At 39.8% G+C, this 25,247-nt stretch carries 34 protein-coding genes and 3 pseudogenes; 7 read left to right on the plus strand and 30 right to left on the minus strand.

Going from position 1 to position 25,247, the window contains the following annotated elements; all coding sequences use genetic code 11:
- Positions 1 to 198 precede the first annotated feature (198 nt).
- Together rpmF and rpmG are read left to right on the plus strand one after the other, a co-directional pair.
- Positions 199 to 381, plus strand: coding sequence for a 50S ribosomal protein L32 (gene rpmF, locus AXF18_RS02920; RefSeq protein ID WP_000290417.1), 183 nt, complete (start codon positions 199 to 201; stop codon positions 379 to 381).
- Between the two features lie 15 nt (positions 382 to 396).
- On the plus strand, positions 397 to 546 hold the full coding sequence (gene rpmG / locus AXF18_RS02925) for a 50S ribosomal protein L33 (RefSeq protein WP_001265622.1): 150 nt from the start codon (positions 397 to 399) through the stop codon (positions 544 to 546).
- Positions 547 to 994: 448 nt separating this feature from the next.
- Here the strand turns inward: rpmG and AXF18_RS02930 are convergent, their stop codons facing one another.
- The 6 genes and pseudogenes from AXF18_RS02930 to AXF18_RS02950 form a co-directional block, all read right to left on the minus strand.
- Positions 995 to 2,044, minus strand: coding sequence for a DUF389 domain-containing protein (locus AXF18_RS02930; protein ID WP_000126416.1), 1,050 nt, complete (start codon positions 2,042 to 2,044; stop codon positions 995 to 997).
- Positions 2,041 to 2,364 carry a potassium channel family protein gene (locus AXF18_RS02935; protein WP_001253404.1) on the minus strand — a complete coding sequence of 108 codons (324 nt, stop codon included), beginning with the start codon at positions 2,362 to 2,364 and terminating at the stop codon, positions 2,041 to 2,043. The genes AXF18_RS02930 and AXF18_RS02935 overlap by 4 nt, the downstream gene beginning before the upstream one ends.
- Positions 2,365 to 2,377: 13 nt before the next feature.
- Entirely contained in the window at positions 2,378 to 2,719 is a 342-nt protein-coding gene (locus AXF18_RS02940; protein ID WP_000397556.1) for a hypothetical protein, read from the minus strand.
- A pseudogene (locus AXF18_RS09915) lies at positions 2,701 to 2,946 on the minus strand (TMEM175 family protein); the annotation flags it as partial. The pseudogene AXF18_RS09915 and the gene AXF18_RS02940, both read right to left, overlap by 19 nt.
- A gap of 398 nt (positions 2,947 to 3,344) precedes the next feature.
- Positions 3,345 to 3,683 (minus strand): Cd(II)/Zn(II)-sensing metalloregulatory transcriptional regulator CadX, encoded by a 339-nt coding sequence (gene cadX / locus AXF18_RS02945; RefSeq protein WP_000711083.1) that lies wholly within the window; start codon positions 3,681 to 3,683, stop codon positions 3,345 to 3,347.
- Positions 3,684 to 3,694: 11 nt separating this feature from the next.
- Complete coding sequence (locus AXF18_RS02950; protein ID WP_000250556.1) at positions 3,695 to 4,309, minus strand: CadD family cadmium resistance transporter; 615 nt, start codon at positions 4,307 to 4,309, stop codon at positions 3,695 to 3,697.
- A gap of 28 nt (positions 4,310 to 4,337) precedes the next feature.
- On the opposite strand from AXF18_RS02950, the gene AXF18_RS10260 reads away from it, so the two are divergent.
- Positions 4,338 to 4,523 carry a hypothetical protein gene (locus tag AXF18_RS10260; RefSeq protein ID WP_009013804.1) on the plus strand — a complete coding sequence of 62 codons (186 nt, stop codon included), beginning with the start codon at positions 4,338 to 4,340 and terminating at the stop codon, positions 4,521 to 4,523.
- A 286-nt stretch (positions 4,524 to 4,809) separates the two neighbouring features.
- Here AXF18_RS10260 and AXF18_RS02955 read toward each other — a convergent pair whose 3' ends face one another.
- From AXF18_RS02955 to AXF18_RS03040, 16 genes are all read right to left on the minus strand, one after another.
- Positions 4,810 to 5,022 carry a hypothetical protein gene (locus tag AXF18_RS02955; protein ID WP_000710706.1) on the minus strand — a complete coding sequence of 71 codons (213 nt, stop codon included), beginning with the start codon at positions 5,020 to 5,022 and terminating at the stop codon, positions 4,810 to 4,812.
- Between the two features lie 66 nt (positions 5,023 to 5,088).
- Positions 5,089 to 5,280 carry a hypothetical protein gene (locus AXF18_RS02960; RefSeq protein ID WP_000177340.1) on the minus strand — a complete coding sequence of 64 codons (192 nt, stop codon included), beginning with the start codon at positions 5,278 to 5,280 and terminating at the stop codon, positions 5,089 to 5,091.
- Positions 5,281 to 5,568: a hypothetical protein gene (locus AXF18_RS02965; protein WP_000542381.1), complete on the minus strand. Its 288-nt coding sequence runs from the start codon at positions 5,566 to 5,568 to the stop codon at positions 5,281 to 5,283.
- A 113-nt stretch (positions 5,569 to 5,681) separates the two neighbouring features.
- A complete protein-coding gene (locus AXF18_RS02970; protein WP_065371935.1) occupies positions 5,682 to 5,909 on the minus strand; it encodes a 16S rRNA processing protein RimM in 228 nt (75 codons plus the stop codon).
- A 72-nt stretch (positions 5,910 to 5,981) separates the two neighbouring features.
- Entirely contained in the window at positions 5,982 to 6,197 is a 216-nt protein-coding gene (locus AXF18_RS02975) for a hypothetical protein (RefSeq protein ID WP_049484499.1), read from the minus strand.
- A 65-nt stretch (positions 6,198 to 6,262) separates the two neighbouring features.
- A complete protein-coding gene (locus tag AXF18_RS02980) occupies positions 6,263 to 6,445 on the minus strand; it encodes a 4-hydroxy-3-methylbut-2-enyl diphosphate reductase (RefSeq protein ID WP_065371440.1) in 183 nt (60 codons plus the stop codon).
- A 573-nt stretch (positions 6,446 to 7,018) separates the two neighbouring features.
- Positions 7,019 to 7,630 carry a 30S ribosomal protein S4 gene (rpsD, locus tag AXF18_RS02990; protein WP_000092756.1) on the minus strand — a complete coding sequence of 204 codons (612 nt, stop codon included), beginning with the start codon at positions 7,628 to 7,630 and terminating at the stop codon, positions 7,019 to 7,021.
- Between the two features lie 202 nt (positions 7,631 to 7,832).
- Complete coding sequence (locus AXF18_RS02995) at positions 7,833 to 8,867, minus strand: cell wall metabolism sensor histidine kinase WalK (protein ID WP_065371442.1); 1,035 nt, start codon at positions 8,865 to 8,867, stop codon at positions 7,833 to 7,835.
- Complete coding sequence (locus AXF18_RS03000) at positions 8,864 to 9,562, minus strand: response regulator transcription factor (RefSeq protein ID WP_065371443.1); 699 nt, start codon at positions 9,560 to 9,562, stop codon at positions 8,864 to 8,866. The genes AXF18_RS02995 and AXF18_RS03000 overlap by 4 nt, the downstream gene beginning before the upstream one ends.
- 80 nt (positions 9,563 to 9,642) lie before the next feature.
- On the minus strand, positions 9,643 to 11,730 hold the full coding sequence (locus tag AXF18_RS03005) for a fibronectin-binding SSURE repeat-containing protein (protein ID WP_065371444.1): 2,088 nt from the start codon (positions 11,728 to 11,730) through the stop codon (positions 9,643 to 9,645).
- A 157-nt stretch (positions 11,731 to 11,887) separates the two neighbouring features.
- Complete coding sequence (locus AXF18_RS03010) at positions 11,888 to 12,553, minus strand: TrkA family potassium uptake protein (RefSeq protein WP_001283884.1); 666 nt, start codon at positions 12,551 to 12,553, stop codon at positions 11,888 to 11,890.
- Between the two features lie 13 nt (positions 12,554 to 12,566).
- On the minus strand, positions 12,567 to 13,946 hold the full coding sequence (locus AXF18_RS03015) for a TrkH family potassium uptake protein (protein ID WP_065371445.1): 1,380 nt from the start codon (positions 13,944 to 13,946) through the stop codon (positions 12,567 to 12,569).
- Positions 13,947 to 13,979: 33 nt separating this feature from the next.
- A complete protein-coding gene (locus AXF18_RS03020; RefSeq protein WP_065371446.1) occupies positions 13,980 to 14,744 on the minus strand; it encodes a nucleoside phosphorylase in 765 nt (254 codons plus the stop codon).
- A gap of 283 nt (positions 14,745 to 15,027) precedes the next feature.
- Complete coding sequence (locus tag AXF18_RS03030; protein WP_065371448.1) at positions 15,028 to 15,651, minus strand: TetR/AcrR family transcriptional regulator; 624 nt, start codon at positions 15,649 to 15,651, stop codon at positions 15,028 to 15,030.
- A 39-nt stretch (positions 15,652 to 15,690) separates the two neighbouring features.
- Entirely contained in the window at positions 15,691 to 16,773 is a 1,083-nt protein-coding gene (locus AXF18_RS03035; protein ID WP_065371449.1) for an ABC transporter permease, read from the minus strand.
- Between the two features lies 1 nt (position 16,774).
- Complete coding sequence (locus tag AXF18_RS03040) at positions 16,775 to 17,491, minus strand: ABC transporter ATP-binding protein (protein WP_065371450.1); 717 nt, start codon at positions 17,489 to 17,491, stop codon at positions 16,775 to 16,777.
- A gap of 220 nt (positions 17,492 to 17,711) precedes the next feature.
- Here AXF18_RS03040 and AXF18_RS10265 point away from each other — a divergent pair.
- Positions 17,712 to 17,855, plus strand: a pseudogene (locus AXF18_RS10265) (low temperature requirement protein A); the annotation flags it as partial.
- A 62-nt stretch (positions 17,856 to 17,917) separates the two neighbouring features.
- Here the strand turns inward: AXF18_RS10265 and AXF18_RS03045 are convergent.
- Both AXF18_RS03045 and AXF18_RS03050 read right to left on the minus strand, forming a co-directional pair.
- Positions 17,918 to 19,153, minus strand: coding sequence for a carbohydrate-binding domain-containing protein (locus AXF18_RS03045; protein WP_065371451.1), 1,236 nt, complete (start codon positions 19,151 to 19,153; stop codon positions 17,918 to 17,920).
- Positions 19,154 to 19,425: 272 nt separating this feature from the next.
- The gene (locus tag AXF18_RS03050; RefSeq protein WP_049550123.1) at positions 19,426 to 19,989 is read right to left on the minus strand and encodes a sugar O-acetyltransferase; all 564 of its coding nucleotides are present in this window, start codon (positions 19,987 to 19,989) and stop codon (positions 19,426 to 19,428) included.
- Positions 19,990 to 20,164: 175 nt separating this feature from the next.
- Between AXF18_RS03050 and AXF18_RS03055 the strand changes: the two genes are divergently transcribed.
- The 3 genes and pseudogenes from AXF18_RS03055 to AXF18_RS03060 all read left to right on the plus strand — a co-directional run bounded on the left by AXF18_RS03055 (position 20,165) and on the right by AXF18_RS03060 (position 21,099).
- Complete coding sequence (locus AXF18_RS03055) at positions 20,165 to 20,473, plus strand: rhodanese-like domain-containing protein (RefSeq protein ID WP_000468871.1); 309 nt, start codon at positions 20,165 to 20,167, stop codon at positions 20,471 to 20,473.
- Between the two features lie 9 nt (positions 20,474 to 20,482).
- A pseudogene (locus tag AXF18_RS10270) lies at positions 20,483 to 20,828 on the plus strand (CoA-disulfide reductase); the annotation flags it as partial.
- Positions 20,803 to 21,099 (plus strand): rhodanese-like domain-containing protein, encoded by a 297-nt coding sequence (locus AXF18_RS03060; protein ID WP_000450168.1) that lies wholly within the window; start codon positions 20,803 to 20,805, stop codon positions 21,097 to 21,099. The pseudogene AXF18_RS10270 and the gene AXF18_RS03060, both read left to right, overlap by 26 nt.
- A 221-nt stretch (positions 21,100 to 21,320) precedes the next feature.
- Here AXF18_RS03060 and AXF18_RS03065 read toward each other — a convergent pair whose 3' ends face one another.
- From AXF18_RS03065 to AXF18_RS03090, 6 genes are all read right to left on the minus strand, one after another.
- Positions 21,321 to 21,578 carry a metal-sensitive transcriptional regulator gene (locus AXF18_RS03065; protein WP_000185160.1) on the minus strand — a complete coding sequence of 86 codons (258 nt, stop codon included), beginning with the start codon at positions 21,576 to 21,578 and terminating at the stop codon, positions 21,321 to 21,323.
- 199 nt (positions 21,579 to 21,777) lie between these two features.
- Positions 21,778 to 22,335 (minus strand): DUF3592 domain-containing protein, encoded by a 558-nt coding sequence (locus AXF18_RS03070; protein WP_065371452.1) that lies wholly within the window; start codon positions 22,333 to 22,335, stop codon positions 21,778 to 21,780.
- 76 nt (positions 22,336 to 22,411) lie between these two features.
- Positions 22,412 to 23,068 (minus strand): hypothetical protein, encoded by a 657-nt coding sequence (locus AXF18_RS03075; protein WP_002880212.1) that lies wholly within the window; start codon positions 23,066 to 23,068, stop codon positions 22,412 to 22,414.
- A gap of 2 nt (positions 23,069 to 23,070) precedes the next feature.
- The gene (locus AXF18_RS03080; RefSeq protein WP_001226102.1) at positions 23,071 to 23,742 is read right to left on the minus strand and encodes a hypothetical protein; all 672 of its coding nucleotides are present in this window, start codon (positions 23,740 to 23,742) and stop codon (positions 23,071 to 23,073) included.
- Positions 23,743 to 23,857: 115 nt separating this feature from the next.
- Entirely contained in the window at positions 23,858 to 24,526 is a 669-nt protein-coding gene (locus tag AXF18_RS03085) for a hypothetical protein (RefSeq protein WP_001226449.1), read from the minus strand.
- Position 24,527: 1 nt separating this feature from the next.
- Positions 24,528 to 25,100 (minus strand): hypothetical protein, encoded by a 573-nt coding sequence (locus AXF18_RS03090; protein ID WP_000381577.1) that lies wholly within the window; start codon positions 25,098 to 25,100, stop codon positions 24,528 to 24,530.
- Between the last annotated feature and the right edge of the window lie 147 nt (positions 25,101 to 25,247).

Here is a 25,247-nt window from a genome sequence, read left to right on the forward strand (position 1 = left end):
TTACCATTATAGCACAATTTCCGCATGAAGAACAGAATAAAATTCTTGAATTTTCAGAAAATTTCGATTACTAGCTTCTAATTTTTTTATCTTTTTTTGTCAAGTAACTTTACTTTACAAAAAAAATGTGTTATCCTAGTATGGTTGATGAAAATCACTAGATTGAATCGAATTTAAATACCTAAAGGAGAAAAGAAAATGGCAGTACCTGCACGTCGCACCTCAAAAGCGAAGAAAAACAAACGTCGTACACACTACAAAGTAACAGCTCCATCTGTAAACTTTGACGAAACTACTGGAGATTACTCACGTTCTCACCGCGTATCACTTAAAGGATACTACAAAGGACGTAAAATCGCTAAAGCTGCATCAGCTGAATAATAGAAGGGAGATACCATGCGCGTAAATATCACACTTGAACACAAAGAATCTGGTGAACGCTTGTACCTTACTTCTAAAAACAAACGTAACACTCCAGACCGTCTTCAATTGAAGAAATACTCACCAAAACTTCGCAAGCACGTAGTGTTTACAGAAGTTAAGTAGGGGTTCAATACGAATCAATACATAAGAAAAACGCTGATTTAAAGCGTTTTTTCTTTTTGCCAAATGCGATATATTGCACTGTATTTCAATCCAAACTCTACCTTTTTCTCTACCTTTTTTCTTAAGACCTGGTTTGGAAAGTATGAATTTCAGTTGGACTAAAAACAGCGTAATATCAAGACTTTTCTCCGCTTTTATAAAAGCGTTTTTCCAATCAAATTCAACTAATTTTATCTAAATGGTGTGGATTTTACCCCCAAAATTACAGAGAATGGAGCTGATAAACACTAAACGTTCACACCATTAGTTAAATGATTTTTTTCATCATTTTTCTTAGATGATAGAACTTCTAATTTATTTCTTATTCAAGCAAAAACAACCTGCTATAAGTAAGAAAGAGGAAGATACAAGAAAAACACGGCGTAAAAACCGATTCAGTTCATTGTCCTCAATCCTTGTCTGCTTCATTTTCTTTTACGAGATCGTTTTGTGAATCTTTTTCAGAGAGTTTTTGATCAATATACTTGTCAATGTTTTCATAAAATTCCTTGGTCGCTTCACTATCTAATGTTGGCGAGTTCTGAACTTGATTCACTTTCAATTGAACAGATTGAATACCGTAAGAGGCTTGTTTTTGGTGGAGTGTTTCTAATTCTTCTTCTGAAATCGGATCTCCAACAACCGTCAAGACCAATTCATTGTTACTTGACTTGTAGACTTGATTAATAACCGTATAATTGGCGAACTCTTTTCCTACAAACTGTTTGATCCCTTCTTTGCGCGCTTGTTCTATTGTCAGAGTAACTGCCGAATAGCTAGCTGGAAGAATCAACAATACAATCAAAGAAATCAAGCCAATTCTCATTTTAATGCTCAGCTCTTTAAATGAAGTTAAAGGAGATTTTCTCATCAAAATTCTTGTTCCAACAATGTTGGCTAGCATGATAAAGACACAGTTGATCAAGAAAAGATAGAGAGCCCCCAATAAAAATCGTACATTCCCATTAGCTAAACCATAGCCAGCAGTACAGATAGGCGGCATCAAAGCTGTAGCAATGGCTACTCCTGGCACGATATTGTTTGCTTCTTTTTTCCTTGAACCGATCACACCAGCAATCCCACCAGCAATAGCAATGAGAACATCCCAAATGGTTGGAGAGGTTCGTGCGATCAACTCGCTACTTGCATAAGACAAGGGAGAAATCCAGAAATACAGAGTCGAGACAAGCAAACTGACCAACACTTGAGTCAATAAAACCTCTAGAGATTGCTTGATTAAACGCGTATCAAAAATAGCTAAACCGAATCCCAGTCCAACAATCGGTGTCATGAGAGGTGAAATTAACATGGCTCCAATAATAACAGCTGTTGAATTCATATTTAGACCGATAGAGGCAATAAAAATTGCACACATCAAAATCGCTGTATCTCTCAATCGAACATGAAGGTCATCGTATAATTTCTCACGGTATTCCCGTGTTGAATAATTGGCAGTCATTTGTCCTCTCCTCTTTCCTTATTTAAATCGGTATAATAATTAATAATAACAGCTGATAAACAGCCAAAAAATATGAGCCCATAAATCGTCAAGAAGACACTGGTAATCCTTCCAATCAAGGTCACAGCTAGGAGATCCCCGTAGCCGACAGTCGTCGAAGTCACAAAAGCATACCAAAGACCGTCTCCGTAATTTGTGATAGCAGGTTCAACTAGGAAAAGCACGCCTCCTGACCCAAAAACAAAGGTCACAAAACTCAGAGCAAACCGAGTAAAACCCGTAACCTGTATAATATGCCATAACATTTTTAAACGTCTCATTTGTTCTCCTTATTCATACTAGCTCCTGACCGAGCCGTTTTTTCCAATAATCAAAGTGAAGATAGGACATGATCTCCATCAGAGAAAGATAGACAAACTGATAGATCTGATTTAAGCTGATTATCAACTGATATTGTTTGAAAAATGACTGGAAGAAAGACCAGATATGACTGTCTTGAATCAGTCCCTTCTTAACATCAGACAGGATATTAGCTAAAGCTCCCAAGGACTGAAACGGTAAATCCTTGACATTTATATAGATCCGGTCCACCACATCATTCAGACTGGTATCTTGGATGGCATGAAATTCTCCAAAGAGAACTCCTGCCGCTCCAAGAGTAGAAACAAATTCCACCAAATAATTTCTGAGGAAATTTTCTCAACCTTTTCCCATAATGTGTTTAGTGCCATCCATAACGATCCCAACCAGAAAAAGGAAAGAAAATAAGCAAAGAAATTTTGCCGTAAATCCCAAAAAGCTTGAAGACTTGGTGTCGTTGGTTTTTCTAACTCTAAAATCAAAATGGTCATAATAATTGCTAGAACAGCATCTGTCAATGCAATTAATCTATCTTTCTTCATCAGATTACGTTGCCTTTCATTTTGTAGTATTCTATCTCATCGTATAATATTTATTAATCTTAAATATTGGATAGTCACTTCATATTTTGAGTACAAACAAGATACACTAAAAAGCATGTATCTGTCATATTTTATTTAACTTTAGAAATATTCATCCATCTAATCAATAAATATATCATATTTCACAATAAATGACTACTATCAAAGATACATTTTCTTTCAGATTTCTCCCTTTTAAACTTGGCTAACTTGACCTGCATTACCTAGGTCGCTTTGCTTTAAATTATACTTTTTTCTTAAAGATTTGCTACGAGTAGTCTTTCATGTGAGTAATTTTTATCAAAAAATTTCATAGATAAGTCCTATATATAATCATGATAAAGTAGTAAAAATAGTTGTTATCCTAGTTGATTAAAAAAGTCTTTGATTTCCTCATCTTTTATAAAATAATATATAATTTTCCCCTCTCTTCTAGTATCCAAGATGTTTTGATTGGCTAGTTTACGAAGATGGTGGGAGGCAGATGCCATACTGAGATTTAGTAAACAGGCTATATCACAGACACAGAGTTCTTCAACAGCAAGGAGATAAAAGATGATATTTATCTGTTTATTATCGGTAAACTTTGATAAAATACGAAGTGATTTTTGGACTTTTTCCTTTTCAAGGTAGTTCGTTGCGGTTGTAACATTTTGCTGATTTATAATATTCACTTGGCAGATACTATCTTTTTTCATAATTTTTTCTCCTAGCCGAACACAGTCCTTAGCATGTTAAAGCTGTTGTTTTCAATCAGGATATACATCCCCAGTCCTAAATAAACAACGGCAATAAACCATCTGCTATATTTTTCCAAAGTTTCTCCAACAGAAGGGACTTGTGCCAATTTTTGGGCAGAAAAAACCAAGAGATAAATCATGACTAGAAAGGTAAGTAAAGCCACTATCAAATTCGCTAAATTTAAGGTAATAAAATATGGGACAAAAACACCAATATTGTCAGCACCACAACTTGCAAAAGTAATCATAGCGACTAGAAAAATCAGGTTTTTATTATCTTTGCGCAAACCATCTTTTGCAATAGCTTCTCCATCAGAATCTCCTAAAAGCAAAACTTTGAGTCCTAGGAAAATTGGAATCAAACCGAGCAAACCTAAAATCTCTTTACTAGGAATATAATTTAAGACAAATGCAAAAAGTAAACTTAGCAATATTAGACTAACAGAGCCTAGAAATTGTCCTAAATAGATGTTAATGATGTCTTTTCTGCTTTTTCTTTTGGCAAAAAATAACATTAGGATAATAAGTAAGTCTACGGCTGTCCCAGAATACAGGATTATTGAAGTAACAACATTTTGAACCATAAAGCACCTCATTCAAATATATTTTTGAATGTATTTTAACATTAAACTTTGTAGATGTCAACTTCAGCTCCATCAAAATATAGATAAGAAGGTAGTGTCCCAAACATTAAAAAGCCCTGCCATCGAAATGATAGCAGGGCTTAACTTCAATATCCAGATGATATATTTATCTAAAAAAGGTAGAGTAAAAGGTAGAGTTTTTATTGATTTGTAGTGCGATATAATGAGTTTCCAAAAATCAAAAATCGCTTAAAATCAATATTTTGACATCTATTGACGTGTACTGAAACCCTTACTTAACCTCTGTAAGGATATAATTACGGTACCAGTATATCATAAATAATAACAAAATCTTGACTTTCCGAAAAATAAGTATTTTCCGGAAAAATATCGAAATTAAATCAAAACTAAAAATATCTCATACATTTGAACTGCACCCCAAAAGTTAGACAGAAAAAATCTAACTTTTGGGGTGCAGTTCATCAAAGGTGCTTTTCATTTTAAAAAACTTGTGGAAAAACTTCATCCCATATATCTACTAAGCTTTTCCCGTCAAATACTTTAGCTTCCATAGCTTCATCAATTGTATCAAACTGCTGACCTTCATAATCATAACCAACTACACATATACTCGATAAAAAGCAAGCACCTCGGCTATTATAATTAAATTCAAGATCTTTGTCTAAATATTTTTTAATTTCATCCTTTTTCATATAGGACCATCCCAACTAAAACAATCTCAACAAACAAGATTTTTTCCTTAGATTCTATTCCCACTACTAGCTTTCTATGATGCTGACGATTTCATCTTCAAAATATTCATAAAGAGTTCCATCAACATCTACCAGCAAGGAGTCAATCTCCTCGTCATTGTCAGAGGCGTCACAATAGTCTTCTACAAATCCTCTAACTACCGCGCCATTTTTTAACGTGATAATTACATCTGTACGGTTAAATTTCCAGAGTGTCATTTAAATATTCCTTTCAATATTGGCTAATTGCTTTGCTTTTTCGTAGTAAGGTGTTAAGAAATCGATAAAACCTTGTTTGTCGCTTGGATCATGTTCCTCTAAAAATATCATCAACTCAAAGTCATTGAGAGCGTCAAACATTTCAGAGTTTTCATTATCCCAAGCCTCGGAAAATTCCGCATCTTCTCCAAAAAGAGCGTTAAACGTAAAGGAAAAATCCCAAAAATTATCAATCTGACCACTGACTGTTTGCTGGAGCATGTCTAATACTTGTTGACTATAACCCATTACCCTTCCCCTCCTAATAAGAACGTTGTAGCATATTGAGCTACGTTCCAAAAATTTAACAGACAAAATCTAATTTTTGGGGTGCAGTTCATTCATCAAAGATGATTTTTATTTTAATAATACTGCACTTCAATTCCATCCATAATTTCTACTAAAGTGTTATCGTCAATTTTTAGAGAAATCAGATCAATGAATGATGATACCTGGTATTCCTTATCTCCAATCACCACTACAATATCATGAACAGAATTAGGAAAAATCCCACATACTTGACCATTATAATCAAAAGAGGCATCCCAACCATTGTCATATAAGGCTTGTAAATCATCCAATATCGCCATATAAACTAAATCCTTTTCCATAGTATTTTCTTTCAAATAAGGCAGGTAAAAGCACCTAAATTGTTCTAAGTCCTATGAGATTGTTTCAATCGAGAGAACCTCACTCTCAAAGAGAGAAATTTCAGTAGCTTCATCTGGACTAGGATTGTCAATGAGGATAGTGATTTCATCTTGCTCATCATTGTCCATTTCGTCAACAAAGTCTATTACACGTCCCTTGATTATCTTGCCGTCATTAGTGACTACCTGAACTCTTGAGCGTAGGTAGTTCCATAGTTGCCTACTCATTTATTTTCCTCTCTGCTATTTTTTCGATAGTTCTTATGCTAGTCGATAAAATCGCCTAGGTTGAACTAAGCCCTAATAATTTTGATTTTCTTGATAATATCTTCAGGATATGAGCGATCACCTATGACTAATTCGTCAGGACCATCTAAATCATAACCATCAAACCAATCAACCACCCTGCCCTTGATGGAAGTCCCATCTTCTAAAATAAGGCGAACATTTTTATCAACACATTCCCATAGTTTCATTGAGTTCCTTCTCTCTAACAGCGGAACAATATGACCCAATATTAGTTATTTACTAATGGCTTTTAGTTCCTGTTAAAAGCATTATAGCACACCTTGTTTGCTAAAGTACTACAGATACTCCATTAGACTAGCTTACTACTTTATTTTCCTTGTAAAATGTCGTATGCTATAGCATGCAAAGGAACCGACTATCACCAATGGGTGGGCTTTAAATATACTTGCGTCAATTCATTTTTTCGATTATAATCTATTTAACGAATAGAGGTTTTCCATCTCCCCTTGAAACAGATCTTTCTGCGGTAGGAGGTGGGACACCTTTATTTGATTTTAAAATCAATAAAATGTATAATTTAGTTAAGAAAGAAGTGTGGTTTTCCCGCCTAAAAGCTCTATTGCTGTGGGAGAGTCATGCTTCTTTTTACCTCTCAAAAATGAACGCCAAAAAAGCCGTCTCATTCTTTGAAACGGCTATGAAATCAATCTAGCAAATATCTAAGCAAACCCAGAAATCAACATTTTAAGACAAAGCAAAAAGCCCACTGTTGTAGGCTTTCTGTAAGATATTTCTTAAAATTAAAGCATTTTGTTGTAGAATTCAACGACAAGTGCTTCGTTGATTTCTGGGTTGATTTCGTCGCGTTCTGGCAAGCGAGTCAATGAACCTTCCAATTTTTCAGCATCGAATGATACGAATGCTGGACGTCCAAGAGTAGCTTCTACTGCTTCAAGGATAGCTGGAACTTTCAATGATTTTTCACGAACTGAAATCACTTGACCTGGAGTTACGCGGTATGATGGGATATCAACGCGTTTTCCATCAACAAGGATGTGACCGTGGTTTACGAATTGACGAGCTTGACGACGAGTAGTCGCAAGGCCAAGACGGTAAACAACGTTATCCAAACGACGTTCCAAAAGAAGCATGAAGTTGAAACCTAGGATTCCGCCTTTGATTTTTGTAGCTTGTACGAACAAGTTACGGAATTGTTTTTCACCTACACCGTAAGTGAAACGAAGTTTTTGTTTTTCAGCCAATTGCAAACCGTATTCTGACAATTTAGAACGGTTGTTTGGTCCGTGTTGTCCTGGTACGTAGTTACGACGTGCCAATTCTTTACCTGTACCTGTAAGTGAAAGGCCAAGGCGACGAGCTTGTTTCCAAGATGGTCCTGTATAACGTGACATGTGTATGTCCTCCTGATATAAATAATATTTCGGTGGAAATAGTCACTTAGAAAGCCCTGATTCGTGCAGATGCCCTTCGCCTAAACAGCCAAGGTTACTTGTCATAAGACACCTGTTGACGAGCTTCATGCTTTCCTGCTGCTATTTCACACAAATGCTATTGTACCATGAAAAGCTAGATTTGTAAAGGGATTTTACGCCTTTATTTCAAATTGAGGCTGAATGTAAACTTGCTTCCTAAGCCATATTGACTTTCTGCTGTGATTTCGCCACCAAGCTGATGGGCTAGTTCGCGTGCAATCGCAAGACCTAAGCCATGTCCACCTGTCTTCATATTGCGCGAAGTTTCTACACGATAAAGTCGTTTAAAGATCTTTTCCAAATCTTCAGGAAGAATACCTTGACCCTCGTCTTTCACACTGATTATGAGCTCTTCTTCTGTTAATTGAGCAAGAACTTCAATCCTAGTTCCAGGTTCTGAATATTTAAATGCATTGTTTAACAAATTGACTAGAATACGAGAGAGTTTGTCATAATAACTCTTGATTTTCGCAGACTCAGGCTTTACTTGGATGTAGACATCTCGCTCCTCTCGTTCAATTTGAAGTTGAAATTCACTCATCGACTCAATCAACAGCTGATCTAAAAACACATCTTCGACTTCTTCGTCAGCTATATCTTGAGGCTGAGCGTTAAGAGTCAAAACATCCAACTCCTCTACTAGCTTGTTTAAACGCTCGGTTTGGCGACCAATCGTGGTTAAGTAATGGAGTCGTTCCTCTTCCTTGATTACTCCATCTAGAATCCCTTCCACAGTAACCTGAATGGAGGTAATGGGAGTTTTAATATCATGAGAGAGCTGAGCAATCATCATTCTCTTTTCTTGCTCACTCTCATCAAGTGATTGAAAGGTATCTTGTAAATTGCGGGACATGTCATTAAAAGCTTGGCCTAACTCTTGAAATTCTATCGGCCCTTTGGTTTCAATTTCTGTGCTGAAATCTTTGCCAGCTATATTCTGAGCTTGTTTTTTCAAATGTTTTAGAGAAGAAAAAACAGGTGACAAAAGAAAGATGCTCACTGCAGCGCCAATGAAACTTGCAATCAAGGTCATTCCAACCAGAAAGTAAACTTCACTTTTCTCAATCAACATTCGTTGGACTGCCCAGAAAACGACCAAAATCGTTAGTAGAGTCGAAACTAGATACCCCACTAAAATATAGCTTTTTAATTTCATTTTTTACCTCTCGGTCTTTCCATCTTATAGCCCAATCCCCAAACAGTTTTGATAGCAGGAGTGTTTAAATTCGTATACTTACTCAACTCTTGTCTCAAAGCATGGATATGAACATTGAGTGTATTGGTATCATCTACATAGTCCTCTTGCCATACCTTCTCGTAAAGTTCAGTCTTTGAAAAGACTCTCTCAGGATTGCTGGCTAATATCCATAGAAGTTCAAAAGATTTCACTGTCAATTCCAAAGACTGTTCCCCAATACGAACCTCATGAGTCACATGGTTGATCACTAAGTCACCAAGCTCAATCTGCTCGGTCTCTCCGCCTCGACTAAGGCGGCGCAAAATATTATTCACTCTCAAAACCAATTCCCGTGGGCTAAACGGTTTAGCTATAAAATCATCTGCCCCCAAACTTAATCCATAAATCTTATCCTGTTCGCTTGTCTTAGCAGTTGTAAAGAGAAAGGGTTGATCAGGAGCAATATACTGAACTTCGCTGATGAAATCATAACCGTCCATATTAGGCATCATGATATCTGTGATAATGAGATCGATAGATTTTTTTCTAAAAAGTTCTAATCCTTCCTTACCGTCATGGGCAACTAAAACATCGTAACCTGCCTGTAAAAGATAGCGATTTTGAATATCTAGAATATCTATCTCATCATCAACCAACAAAATTGTCTTTTTCATCTGACACTCCTTTGACAAAAACAGTGTTATACTTGCTTTAGTATAACACTATTTTCCGTAATGTTTAAATGATTTGAACCTTAATCTTCTCTTTTGGTTTTCCAACCCAAAAATCCAACAAAACCTGCCAAGGCTAGGCCAAGGATTCCAAGTCCAGCTGTAGCCGTTTGAGCTTCACCAGTATTTGGTAGCATCGCTTTAACATCTTTTTTCATCATATTAGCCATTGGGCCAGAAGCTGGTTGATCTACTTTCATATCTGACATATGGTGATTTGTACCCATCATACCATCAGTCGTACCTGTAGAGCCTGTTTCAGAAGGCTTCGTATTCATCTGACCTTGTTGAGATGGTATTGTCGCCATTTCTTTTCCACGAAGCTGAATCGTTACTTGACGAGTAGCAATCAGATTGGTCAAATCAGGTTTGCCATCTTTAGAGCCATAGACTTTAATAGTAGCTGAATATGTATGGGTTCCGTTAGCTCGAAGTTGCTCCAGCAAGGCCTGACCATCTTTGCCAACCGTATTGCCATTCAAATCCACTTCGTAGAAATATTGGCCTTTAGCCAAGCCTTCAAGTGGCAATAAAGCAGGATTTTTATCCATTCCATTGTCTGACCAAGGGGCTTTGTCTGAGGCTTTTAACAAGAGGCGAGTCAACATACCATCTCCACCAAAAGCTTCGTATGGTATAACCTGGTTGACACCGGCCAAGAAAGGTCCAGGAACCTTAGCCTTATCAAGGTAGCTAGCTGGAACATCAATCATGTCTTTGACATTGTTAACAACAGATTCTTTAACCTGAGTTGGTGTGGTCAAGCCATTCAAATTAACAGTCAAATCTTTAGTCGCTACCAGATTGCTCAAGTCAGCCTTACCATCTTTCGCACCGTACACCTTGATAGTAGCTTTATAGCTTTGAGTGCCGTTTTGTTTCAAGAAATCAAGAAGCTCTTTATCTGATTTACCTTGGGTGCCAGCCAAATCCACTTCGTAGAAATATTGGCCTTTAGCCAAGCCTTCAAGTGGCAATAGAGCTGGATTTTCAGCTATTCCGTTGTCTGACCAAGGGGCCTTGTCGGAAGCTTTTAACAAGAGGCGGGTCAACATTCCATCTCCACCAAAAGCTTCGTATGGAATAACTTGGTTGACACCAGCTGTGAATGGACCTGGGAAATTAGCTCTATCCAAATAAGAAGCTGGGACATCTACTATGTCTTTGGTGTTGTCAGCCACACCTTTTTGGACTTCAGCTGGGGTGGTCAAACCATTCAAGTTGACATCCAAATCTTTAGTCGCTACCAGATTAGTTAAGTCAGGCTTGCCATCTTTCGCACCGTACACCTTGATGGTAGCTTTATAGCTTTGCGTACCATTTTGTTTTAAGAGATCAAGCAGCTCTTGGTCAGATTTGCCTTGGGTGCCGGCCAAGTCCACTTCGTAGAAGTAAAGACCTTTGCCCAATTTCTCTACTGGTGAGAGAGTGGGATTTTTAGCTGTTCCGTTGTCTGACCATGGAGCCTTATCAGAGGCTTTCAAGATAAGGCGAGTCAACATACCATCTCCACCAAAGGCTTCGTATGGAATAACTTGGTTGACACCAGCTGTAAATGGACCTGGGAAATTAGCTCTATCCAAATAAGAAGCTTGGACATCTACTGTATCTTTGGTGTTGTCAGCCACACCTTTTTGCACTTCAGCTGGAGTGGTCGCTGATTTCGCTTCACTGGCTTCACGGTCTTGTCCAGAAACTGTAGGCACAGGACTTTCCACAGGTTTAACTGCATCTTCTGTTTGTTTCTTAGAGTCAGGTTGTGCTTGTACTTCTTCTTTTGGCGCTACTGCAGGCTCTTTAGCAGTTGCGTCTGCTTTTTCTGAAGAGCTTGTAGTATCCAAGCTTGCTTTAGGTGCTGAGTCTGCTTGTTCTGAAGGAAGAGCTACATCGACTGCTTTTTTGAGAACCTCTGCTGGTAAGTCGCTCTTTTCACTCACCGAAGCAACGTCTGGCACGACTTGGGCAGGAGTCGGATTGACAACATCAGCACGTGCAGAACTTGGTTGACCAACTAGGACAAAGAAGCCACTAGCCACAACAACTGAAGCAACACCGACACTGAGACGGCGAATTGACCAACGAGTATATCTCTGATTTGGATTGAATTTCATAGGATTCTCCTTAGAGTTTTCTTTTTTTGATGACTCTAGTATAATCTCCTAAAATTAAAAAGGATTAAGAAAAAGTTAAAATTTTTCTTAAATCCCTCTTATAAAATACTTATATTGACTCGTTAATTATTTGGGAAAGAGAGTAGCCCTTCCTCTCCTACTCACTCAGTTCAGCTAGGGTGTCCAGATGTTGGTTATTAATGACGGCCATGATGTAGGCATCTGCCTGCAAGAGGTCATTGGGTCCAAATTGGACATCCAGAGGAGCATTTTCGTAGGAACGAAAGCCAAGTACGTTGAGGTTGTATCGCCCACGCAAATCCAACTGACTGAGGCTTTTACCTACCCATGATTGGGGGATTTTCATCTCGACAATCGATACATTCTTGTCCAGCTGAAAGACGTCTACACTGTTATGAAAGAGGATGGTCTGTGCCAATGAGCGCCCCATTTCAAACTCTGGTGAGATGACTGCGTCTGCCCCAATTTTTTCTAGAACCTTTTTAGCTGTATGGCTTTTGACCTTGGCAATGACGGTCGGCACTCCTAGACTCTTGCAGTGCATAACCGCGAGAACACTGGACTCCAGATTTTCACCTGTTGCGACAACTACGGTATCACAGGTGTCAATCCCCGCTGATAGAAGGAGTTCTTCATCCGTGATATCTCCAACTACCCCACGCGCCAGCACAGGTTCAAATTGATTAATGCGTTCCTCGTGGTCATCAATAGCAATGATATTCATGTCATGCTTGGCTAGGGCAGCCAAAACACTGCTCCCAAAAATTCCCAAACCTAAAATTCCAATTGTCCGATCTGACATCGTTCTTCCTTTCTTACCCAATGGTGATATCTGCTTTCATATAGTGAATCGTATCTTTCTTGTCTGGCTGGTATTCCGCTACACTGACCAGTAGTGTCAAGGGACCAATACGGCCGATAAACATCAATAACATAACGATGCTGAGGGCTATCTGGCCTAGCTCTGGTGTTAAATTTGCCGTCACCCCAACTGTCGCAAGGGCTGAAATGGTCTCAAACATGAGGTAAATAAAACGCGGATTCCCCTCTGCTGTTATCCCTAGTAGGATCAAGCCCAGCAAGAAGGTCAGCAAGAAGATAATAAAGACACTGAAAGATTTTTGCACGGTTCGGGGTTCAATGGTCCTCCGAGCTACATTGGCATGAGGCAAGCCCAATAGTTCGCTACGAGCAAAGACCAACAAGACAAAGAAGGTCGTAATCTTGAGCCCCCCTGCTGTCCCTCCAGGCGCCCCTCCTAGAAACATCTGTAGGATATAGATGAACAAGGTCACCGGTCGAGCCTGGGTGTAGTCAATAGAGGCAAAACCTGCCGTTCTCATGCTGACGGTCTGGAAGAAACTAACCAGCAGTTTCTCTGGAGCGCTGAGATTTCCAATCGTTCCAGGATTATTCCACTCAATTAAGAGAGTCGATACGGTTCCAAAGAGCAAAATTCCCGCCGTTAAAAGGAGAACCAACTTGGTATGGAAACGTAGGCGGCGTTTTTTCTTTTTCCCAATCTGGGTCGCTAGGTCAAACCAGACCATAAATCCTAGACCACCCGTGATAATCAATCCTGCAATCACTAGATTGATCAAGGGATCCGTTTGAAAGGCTAGCAAACTCGTACTTCCAAAATTATCAAATCCAGCATTACAGAAAGCTGAAACAGCCAAAAAGATAGAAGTTAAAATCCCTCGTCCCCAGCCAAATTCAGGAATAAAGCGGAAACTCAAGAGAAAGGCACCGAGCCCTTCCACTAGAAAAGTCGTCAGAAAGATTGAACGAATGAAATCCTTTAGAGACTGGGTTTCTCCATAAGCAAAACTTTCTTGAATAGTCTCACGACCACGAAGACTGAGCTTTTGCTTGCCTTGGATATAAAAGATTCCGATAAAGGTCATGAGCCCCAAACCACCAATCTGGATCAAAATCATACAGATCAACTGGCCCCAGATATTGTAGGTAGAAGCCACTGGCAGAGTAAAAAGCCCTGTCACACAGACCATGGACACGGTCGTAAAGAGATGGTCAAAGTAGGTCGCTTGTGACGTTCCTGCTTGCACAAAGGGGAGACTTAAAAGAAGCGAACCCAGGAAGATCACTAGTGCAAAACTTAAAAAGATGCGACGGGCTGGCGACAAGCGTCCCAGTATCGTCTTGATTTTTTCCAAAAAAGATTTGAATAACATAACTACATTCTACCATAAAAACAGTCAGAACACTCACATGTGGTGCACAATGGCAAGACAGAGTTCGAGTGCCTTATCAAAAGCTTCTGAGCCCCAGTCACGACTATCGTAGTTGTCCAGATCGGCCAAGGAATCTGCGGTAAAGAGCAGTTCTCCCCAGACAACCCCACGTAGTTGGGCAACTGCCGCAAGAGCAGAGCACTCCATCTCCACAACAGCACAGCCTTCTTCCTTGCGATAGGCAACCTTTTCAGCGGTCTCTCGGTAAAAACCATCTGTCGTCCAGGTCATGACCTCCTCGTAAGGAATGCCTCTTTGTTCCAAGACTTGCTCAATGGCAGAGATAGCCCCAATCCGCATCTCCATATAACGAGAAGGCGCTGCATAGTGGTAGCTGGTCCCCTCATCTCGCAGAGCGCGAACAGGGACGAGAAAGGCATTTTCCTCTATATCGGCTAGAACTCCACAAGTACCAGTGGAAATGATTTGCTCCACACCATAGCCAATCAACCAATCCATAAACTGGGCCGCTGGGGCAGAGCCCACGGGCGCCTGGGCCAGACAAATCTTCTCACCCTTGTAGTTGATGACATAGACTGGATAAGTCTTAGTAGCCGAAACGAACTCACCAACACAATCCGCCCCTACTTCCTGAGCGTAGCGGTCAATCTCCTCCTCCAAAAATGCATAGATACACTTCTTTGGCAACTTCAAGTCTAACCCCTCATGTGTTGGCATAAGGACCGCTTGGGGGTTATCATCAAACTCTAAAATGGGAATCGCATGCTTCTGAATCATAGCCCACCTCCTCTAATTTTGTACTATTGTATCAAAAGCTGACGGAGTGTCAAGGAGTTGGGTTTACCAAGCCAGAAAACTCCTCTTCCATGCACTTGAGAAAGCGTTGCACCGCTGGAGAGGTCGGTTTCTGTTTTAGTAAAGTGATTGAGGACTATCACCAAAATACCAAATTCAATAATAAAAAAGCACGAATCTGCATCAGGTAATGTATACCCTTTTATATTATCTTGTACAAGAAGCCAAACCAATAGAATCTAGCCTCCATTTGTCTAGGCCTACTCTATTTCCACAAACCACCTAAAATCTGTTTTTCTAATAAGTCTAGGTCTTCTTCTTTTATTTCTCCATTGTCACTAACGATATAAAGCTGAGCGAAGTAAGCCAACAACGGGCCAACACAAATACGAACCATTTGAGGAATCGTTAACTCTGGATTTACACGTGGATCTGCTAGCAATTCCTTATGAAGCACTCGAAGTTTATCTTGAATAGCATTCCAGATAAAAATCTGTTCATTTTTTAGTTTTTTATTTGAAAAACTCTCCTGCAGAATGATTTTCATCAAAGCACGATTTTTTTTGAGATAGCTCATACGATTGTGGACGAGATAACGAACCCTCTCTTCTGTCGTTTCAAAAGCTAAGAGTTCCTCAAAAAAACTACCGAAAATGCCTGGGACTACAGGATGTAAAATAGCCGTCAGTAGATCATCCTTCGTCTTAAAATACTTAAACAAAGTTGCCTGGCTTAGTCCAGCACGCTCAGCTATGTGAAGAGTTGAGGTCCCATGGTAACTCCTGGTTGATATGAGATCCACTGCTGCCTGCATGATTTTTTTCTTTCCTTGAGGGTAATTCGCTTCTTCTAAGTAATCTTCAAACGATTCAAAAACAGTCTTATCCATCTAATCTTCACACCTTTTTAGCATTATTTATGTTGATTTCTAAACTTTACGATAACGACGCAATCCAACAATATTGAGAATTGTTAAAATGATCAAGAAAATCATTAAAACACCAAGATTTGACAAAATATCACCAAGATTGTGCCCGTAAAGAATAATCTGGCTTATTGCATCACCAGAATAGGTTAATGGCAAAAATTTCCCCACAGTTGGAGCCCATTCTCCCATGGATGACAATGGAATAATTCCTGAGAAAAAAAGTTGGGGCATAATCACGAGAGGAATAAATTGCATCATTTGGAATTCTGATTTTGCTAGAGTAGACAAGAGAATTCCAAAAGCTAGTGCTACAAGAGCCAGTACCACATTAACTATTATAACATTTAAAATACTTCCTACAACTTCTACATCTAGTAGCCAAATTGCTGCTAAAACGACAACTGCCGTTTGAAAAATCGCAATAATACCGTAAGACAACATATAGCCATAGACGATTTCAGATCGTTTCACTGGTGTTGCTAACAAACGTTCTAGTGTTCCACTGGTGCGTTCTTTCAAAAGCGCCATACCTGAAATCAAAAAGACAAAAAAGAAAACTACAAAACCTATCAAAACCGGAATCATATTGGTAAAGAAGCTTGTATTTTCATCTCCATACTGGTAAGACTCCTTGATTTCTGGTGTTTTTGCGTCCGAGTCCAATTGTGGAAGAGCTTTTTTAACACGAGATAGTAACTGATCGGTGCCTTCACTGGCGATACTCGTTCGTAACACTTGTCGTATCATAGATGTTTTGGAGGCGTCTGTGTTTGCGTAGTCGACCTGGTACTCACCGTTTTTATAAGAAATCACAGCATCGACTTTTTCATTTGCTAGCGCTTCTTTGGCTTGATCTAAGCCTTGATAAGTCTCGACGTCCACATGATCGAGCTCATCCATTTTCGTTACCAAACCAGTTGGTAGATCTTGTGTTGCCAACTTGACATTCACGGTTGTACTAGCTGAAAACATGAGGTTCATCAACCACATGATAAAAACAGGGGCTATAAACATCAGGGCTAGAGTTCGTTTGTCACGAAGTAATTCTTTGATGACTTTTTTTGCAATCGCTATTGTTCTCATCTTACTCACCTTCTGCTTTTAAAAATACTTCTTCAATACTTGAAACTTGATAACTTTCTTTTAAGTGTTGCGGTGTATCAAAAGCAATGATTTTTCCGCCTAATAATAAGCCGACCTTATCCGTCAACTCTGCTTCATCCATAACATGGGTAGTAACTAATATCCCTACCCCATTGTCTCTAAGCGCAAATAATTCTTTCCAGATTTTCTTTCGAAGAGAAGGGTCGATTCCAACTGTCGGTTCGTCCAAAATCAAGAGTTGAGGATTTCCTAAAAGCGCGATAGCCAGTGACAAACGCCGTTTCATTCCTCCAGAATAACCAGATACCGCCTTGTTTAAGTAGTCTGTCAGATCTACTACTTGAGCTATATAAGCAATTTCCGCCTTTAGGTCTTTTTTAGAAAGCCCCTTTAGCTGACCAAAAAATTCCAGATTTTCTTGGCCTGACAAGGACTCGTATAAAGCATCTGATTGGGCCATATAGCCAATATCTCCTAAAATATGGCGATTGGGCATAGTGTGATTTAACACTAAAGCTACGCCTCCATCAGCCTTTTCCACTCCTAACGTAGTCTTAATCATAGTTGATTTACCAGCACCAGACGGACCAATTAATCCTATAATTTCTCCTGTCTGCAATTCAAAGCTGACATGATTCAGAACTATTTGATGGTCAAAAGATTTTACTAAATCTTGTAAATGTAGTAATGTTTTCATTTACTTCCTCCTTGGTGAGTGGTTACTCACTTACTAAATATAAACCCATTATAGTGAGTGATTACTCACTTGTCAAGAGAAATAGTTAAATTCTTTAAAAAATAGAGCACCAGACATTATTATCTGATGCTTATAATGAATAGCTATTACTTTTAGAGCTGTTTCTAAATCTCTTCTCGATACTCCGAAATGGTCTTTCCCGTCCACTTTTTAAAGGCCTATTCTTCCTCTACTTTTCTCAGCTAATCCTACCACTGTCATCACCATTGCAACCTTGATGACCTTGGCGATGGAAATTCATTTTACTCATTTTTATATGAAACAGACTAAGAAATTTTCAAGACCTAATTGGGAGTTGTTTTAGCTACAATCCACCTCTCAAACACAAAAACTCTCCCTTCTCTTTCGAGAAAGGAGATTTTTTGTTTATCCTTGTCCACTAGGGGCTGGACCGCCGCCTTGAGGGCCTCCATTTGGTCCACCGCCTCCAGGCATAGAGTTGACAATTTCCGTTTGTTTCTCACCGTTGAGATAGATATCTCCACCTGTGTAGGTCGCTGTTCCATCAAAGTCAAAACCTGTTTGACCAGTCATTTTAATGGTTCCACCTGTGACTGTGATATTGCCGTTCGAGTCGATTGGATCTGTGTCTTCTTGGCCGACTTCTACTGTCAGGTTCCCACCGTTCATAGTGAAGAAGATTTCACTCTGTTGGGCATTTTTGTTAGCTGCGTTGACTCCATCATCTGTCGAATAGATGCTAATGTCCCCACTGTTGATAGTGATTGACTTACCTTCAAGTCCTTCTGTCGAATTCTTGACGGTGTAGGTACCACTATCGATAACCAGGTCACCAGAAGCGTGGATGCCATCATCTCCTGCTGTAACGGTGATATTGTTGTTGGATAGGTACATGGTTCCGACTGAAGTATCCTCATCATTGTCCACCTTGACTCCATCTTCTTTAGCATCGATAGTCATGGTCGTACCAGTGATGTTGAGTTCATCATTGACATTAAAGGCATCGCCAACTGCTGTGATGTTATAGGTTCCACCCGTGATATGGAGGGTGTCATTAGCCTTGATCCCGTTGTTCTTCTTGCCATCTACATTGAGAGTTCCTTTCCCGTTGATGGTCAAATCCACCTTAGAAAAGAGAGCTGCGTCAGCCTTTTCATCGCTGTTAGAGCTTGAGTCAGAGAGACTGTTGGTGGTTCCCTCTGCTAGAGTCAAGTAGACATGCCCAGCTGATGTCGCAGATATCGCTGCATTGGTATTGGTCATGGTCGCACCTTTTAGGACTAGATGAACATCTGCCGACTTATCTGCCTCGATCTTGATCTGCACTCCGTCAGACTGACCTGAAATTACATAGGTTCCAGATTTTGTGATGGTCACTGTTGATTCAGAGACTGTCACCCCATCTCCAGAGACGTTTGCAGATGAGCCAGATAACTCAATTTTAGAAGCTGTGCTTTCGTCATAAGAAGTATCATTGTCCTTCTCTGTAAAATAGGATGATTGGTTTGTCTTTGTTGCAGTTGTTGTGGCACTATTTGTCGTTGCATTGGTATTGGATGTAGTTGTTGACTGGGCACATGCTGCCAGCAGCACCATTGCTGTTAGACTCGTTGCGAGTAGGATCCATTTTTTTGATTTCATACCTTTTTCCTCTCCTTCGTATGATATAGCTAGACAGTCTACAGAAGATTCCTGAAACAAAACTAAAACTTTTCCGAAAGTTTCCTTAAATTTAGTTTCACTCAGTATTCTTTTGAAAGGGCTACTAGAAACAATTTGAGAATACTAAAATACAGTTAATCGTTTTTAAAATCAACATCCCCCAGTGCCATGTCACTCTAACCAAAAAAGCCAAAAAGAAGAAAAATCTATAAGACTAAAGCTCATAAAAAGAACAGCCCAAGCTGTTCTTTTTAGTTTTCTTTTACAGGGACTTCCTTGATAACACGCGCAGGATTCCCAGCTAGGACAACATTGTCTCCAAAGGACTTGGTAATCACGGCACCTGCTCCTGCAACTACGTTATTTCCCAATGTCACTCTAGGAAGGACAATGACGCCACCTCCAGCCCAGAAATTGTCTCCAATGGTGATGGGCTTGCCATATTCGACCCCTGAATTGCGTTCATCCGGATTCAGTGGATGAAGTGGGGTTAAAAACTGACAGTTGGGGCCAAGCATAGCGTTGTTCCCGATGCGAATCTGACAAACATCCAGCATGGTCAAATTCCAATTAGAATAAAAATTTTCCCCTAGATGGATATTGACTCCATAATCGACCACCAAGCGTGGATTGACGTAGAGATTTTGTCCAGTTGAGCCAAACCAAGTCTTGATAATATCTGCTCCCTTCAAGGGATCTTCTTCCTTGTTAAAGGCAGCCTGTTTTTGGCGAGAAGCCTGCGCCAAGGTCCGTAATTCAGGATCCGACGGACGGTAAGGCTCCCCTGCTATCATTTTCTGGTATTCGCTAGCCATCTTATCACCTCACACTTACTTTGGATCCATCATATCAAAAAGCCTTTGAAAGGTCAAGAATAGCCTGCTTTCTAGACTCTCGAAACTAATTCCCTCCCAAGTTAAAACAACTTGCTTGACAAAAGCTTGACTTCATGGTTTAATATACCCCATAAGGGTATATTTGGAGGTGCCTATGTTTCACCTATTATTTACAAAAATTGACAGTATTTCTACCAGCGAGTTAGAAGCTAAACTCAGAGAACCGATTCAGCTACTAGATGTTCGGACGCCTATGGAATTCCGGAGAGGTCATATCAAAAATGCCAAAAATGTTCCTTTAACGGAAATCGGTTCTTACACACCAGCGACAAAAGAAACACTCTATGTTATTTGTCATTCTGGTGTGCGAAGCAAACTAGCTGCGAAAAAGCTAAAGAAAAAAGGCTACGATGTCATCAATGTCCGAGGCGGTATGAGCGCTTGGACAGGCAAGGTCATCTAGAAGCATAAAATAATTGGCTACACAGCCTTGAACCTTATCGAAGGTCTGAGCGATAATATCCAATGGTGTCAGCTCAAAGACGATCTGACTAAGGGCCAAAAATCCCTAGATGTACGGATAAGTGGCGAATTTCAGGGGGGCGACCCAAGGTCGATACCATTCATATCCCCCTAAACAAACTATGGGAGAACTTGGATGAACCAGACGCCTACATCAGCGTTTTGCGTAGCTAGATCACAGAGCGTAGCCTCGAGCGGCAGGATTTGCCGTCCAAAACCTTGATGGCGCTTATTCACTATATAAAATGGCTAATCCAGAAGGAGTCGAATATGGAAACGAGTATCAGCATGGCTGACTTTTATGAAAAATACCTAAATGAAAATCTAAACCTTATCGATGTACGTGAAGTGCATGAATTCCAAGCAGGACATGCACCAGGAGCAAGAAATCTTCCGTTAAGTACCTTGGAGCAAGGTTATAAAGAACTCAAAGCTGACCAGGAATACCATGTCATCTGTCAAGGCGGAGTACGCTCCGCATCTGCTTGTGAATTTCTAAGCGCTCAAGGCCTTACCGTTATCAATGTAGAAGGTGGTATGAATGCTTGGCCCGGTCAAGTAGAATAAGCAAAAAACCGATTAAGGAACTTAATCGGTTTTCTCATTTCTGCAACCCAATGATATAGGGCTCGTAGCCCGTCGCTTCTAAAAAACGAAGCACATTGATGGTATCTAAAAAGAGGTTGCTCATTGGTATTGGGGGAACTCATCCGTTTGTCTGACATGATTTCTTTATCGAAATAGACTTAAATACCTTTGTCTGCATTGTTTATCAATAGCAAATTAGTTTATTTCCGTTTAATCAGATATCGGATGGCCTTTTCTAGGCGTTCCTTTTGAGCCTCGGGGTCGTCTAGTGGTTGGTTGATACAGCCTGTGAGATTTTCAGTAATGATCATCTCAATCACGCGCTCAACGCTAGATTTCACTGCTGTCAACTGCGTAACAATATCTGCGCAGTCACGATCTTCTTCAATCATCTTTTGAATCCCACGCAACTGGCCCTCTGAACGTTTCAGGCGTGTGATATACTTTGAGTTTGTCATTAATTTATCCTTGGTCACTTTTTCTTCATTATATCTCGAATAAGGGGCTTTGTCAAAATTCACTTCCTGTCTGTATTTGTAGGAGGCAACCTCTCCTCTGTATCAGAAAGAAAAGATAGGTGAGCAAGAAAATGGAAAAGAAACTCTGTCCTCCTTGAAACTCGATGGGAAGTAAAGTTTCCTTTCAACCAACTGACCTTTATGCGTATATCTTGGACAAATTGGACAAAAAGGCTAGGATCACTATCCCATAGACTATAACTAGAGCCAGCCCAAATTCGATACCAAACCACTTGTAAAACTTGTCCATTCCGCTGTAACGTTCGACATAGGCCCTGGTCGGCTTGTCTGGATCATACCAGACCGTCAGTTCCGAATGAAGGGGGAAATGGGTCTGCATCAAGCGTTTGAAGGAAACAAAGGAGTTGCTGTAGCGAGTGATCGAAGGCGCTAGCATATCTTCTCTTGTATAGTCCTTTAAAAATTTAGTAGTCCCCCACGGAATTGTGATCGTTTTGAACATAAAATACTGCAAGGTTTTCTTATAAGCAATCCCATCCACCGTGTATTCGACGATAGGTGGATACCCCTCACGAAAACGGCTATAGCCGATAACCGTTCCCTGTACGGATGACTTGGCAAGACGGACCAACTTCTGATCTCGAAGATAGAGATAGAGAAAGGTCCCACACACAAATACAAAAGATAGGAAGATGACGATTGTCCCAACTATCAAACCAATTACTTCTTTATTCATATGAACTCCTCCTGTTATTTTATACAGTAAAATCTCAAAACGAACTCATCCAGAAAGGACATCGATGCCCTCGAGTCTACTCTTCGGATTTTTCTTTTGACTGTTTTTCTCTCAAATCTTTCACCGATTTTGATATGATATCTCTCACCTGTTCGTCAGTAAGTCCTGGAATCTGGTAATAAGGATTATTGGATTCGCTTTTTGACGGCTTTGTTCCTGAACTTTCGGTTTTAGAACTTTGTTCAGTCGAAGACGAGGATTTCGACTCTGAGGAACTGGATTCTTTGGTCTTAGAGGAACTGGACGACTCAGAAGACTTGGACGTTCCAGGCGTTTTAGAATCAACCTTAGGTGGCTTGTTTACTTGGTCGTTCGGCTGTTTCACAGGTTTATAGAATAGCCCAAAAGACAGCAGCAAAGCCATCAAGATCCCAATACCAGCCAAGGTTCTTTTATTGGCTTCAGCCGAGGGAACCCTTACTCCCTTTGTACTGAGTATTTTCCATTCTGGATGCTCTTTTTCTATGGCTTTTTTCTGTCTCCTAAGAGGACCAAGTAGAAAATGATTAAAGGGCACAATCGTTACCATAGCCACCGTTACAAGCGGGACATAATTGGAATGACTTGATACCAGTAGAACATCGAGTATAACGAGAAGAATGAAGAGGAAACGCCCCACAAACTTACGAACTTGATGCTCTTTTTTGATCTGCAAATATCTCTCTTGTGACATTATCATCCTCTCTTTTCTATTTCTTCATTAAATATCACTTTCCCCTGTTCATATTTTCGCACAGCTAAGAACCAGCGGATAGGGTTGTTTTGGAATAAGAAAAGGTACAACAAGGCAGGAAAGAGACCTGCTAAAGGCGAGAAAAAGATTTGTATATCAAATGCCTCTTGCTTATTGAATGAGTCAATAGTGCCCGGAATTGCAGCAGCAAATATTACTATAGTAGTCATAAAAACTAGTAGCATGACAATCATAAAAGCCAACATTTTCGCAAACGTCGCTTTTTTCTCACTAAAATTTTCCCAGAACAAATTTGAATAAACTGCTTCTTTAAACTCTTTCTTTGTTGCTCCTTGGACTCGTTTCACTCCTTTATATAAGGCGACTTCCATCATCCATATAAATCCAAATAGGATAAAGGAAAGACAAAGAATAAAAATAGGAACCATCCCACTATTATAACGAAGGCCTGAGAAAATTGGTATTGCAACAAATCCTCCGAGTAAACCTAACAAAGAGAATATAGCAATTAAAGGAGCAATCCCCCTATTCGATCTCCTAGCCCCTTCTGTATTTAACAAGGCGCTCTTATCTGCTACAAGAGCTTCTCTCGTTCGCGTATTATAGTAAACGGCCTTATTACCGCTCTGTCCAATAAAAATTATTTTTCTCATATAAAATCACCACAGTTTCCACCAATCACTATAATCAGAAACTTCAATTTTATCATAGGTTGTTGATAAAACATCACCAACCACTGGTAATGGTAATAGCGTTTCTCTCATGTTTCTAGTTCTTCTCTTCCCCAAATAATACTTTCCCCTGCTTGTATTTTCGTACGGCTAAGAGCCAGCGGATTGGATTGTTTTGAAATAGTAGAAGAACCACGCTAATTGGGACGATCGTTGCTCCGATTGGCACCATGAACATGGACGGCTCAAACCATTCATGTTCATAGTAGGGAATGAAGGTCCCAGGTATGGCAAAGAACACAACAATTACAAAAACAAATAGAAGAACGAGGATAACAAATAGATACAAGATGATTTTATCGACTGTTGGTTCCTTATCTGGTGACTTCCTCCAAAAAGTACTACTTTCAACCGCATCTTTAAACTGTTCTTCACTTGCTGGGACAAGCGACTTAGCCCCACTGTAGAACAGTTTTTCAAATCCATAAACACTTCCGATAAAAACGAAAAGGATAGCGGCTAGATGGATAGGTGCCATCCACTCACTCAATCTAAAGGGTGCTATCAAGGAACGAATCCAAATACCGATAATAGCAACTAGCAAGAAAGCAAAGAAGACAACCCAAGGCCACTTGGATTTCTTTGAACTGATGGCACCGTCGGTTTCTGACGAGGCGCTAGATTCTGTCGCTAAAGCCTCTCTCGTCCTTGTATTATAGTAGACGGATTGCTGGCATCCTTGGCCTATATAAATGATTTTTCTCATCTTACATTTCTCCCTCTTTCCCTCGGCTACCGTCCTGTAATGTCTCCATCAGCTCCTTGAACAGTCGTTTGCGCGTTTTCATCTGAAATTCATAGACCATATAAACAAGGGAAAATATCCCTAACATATAAATAATCAAAAACTGAAAATCGGAGTAGGTAAAATAGCGATAGATGGAAAACACAATCATGAGGAAACAAAAAATCTCAACTAGGACGGTCCATCTAGATTTTCTCCTAAGTGTTTTGATATTGGCTTTTGTCAGCCGGACTTTTCTAAATCTATCTGTCTTCATGTTGCGTCGGGTAGACTTGGCAAGGAGAATGGTCCCGAAAACCAAAAACAGAGACATCAGGATAAAGAAAATCAGATTGAAAAGGGATGAGACATCTCCAAAGGTTTGGTTGAGCAACTTTGACAGCCGTTGGAAGGAATAGATTGCAATAGGGGCTGCAATGGCTGAATAATTCATGCCTTGTTTTACACCGTAGAATACTTGATTCTTCAGATCATAATAGATAAAATAGTCCTCCAGAGGGCCCATACTAATTAAATTTTTTACACTTGTGTCCATCTTATTTCCCGTCTCCTAAACTCATACGGATGTTCAAACAGAGTCCTACTTTCTCTCAAAAGCATCGTGACGACGATTGCCAGCATTCTAGCTGATTTTTAGCATTTGCCTTCCTAGAGAAAGAAAAGTTTATTAGTATTATAGCAT

The organism is Streptococcus sp. oral taxon 064, assembly GCF_001683375.1.
Classification (GTDB): domain Bacteria; phylum Bacillota; class Bacilli; order Lactobacillales; family Streptococcaceae; genus Streptococcus; species Streptococcus oralis_S.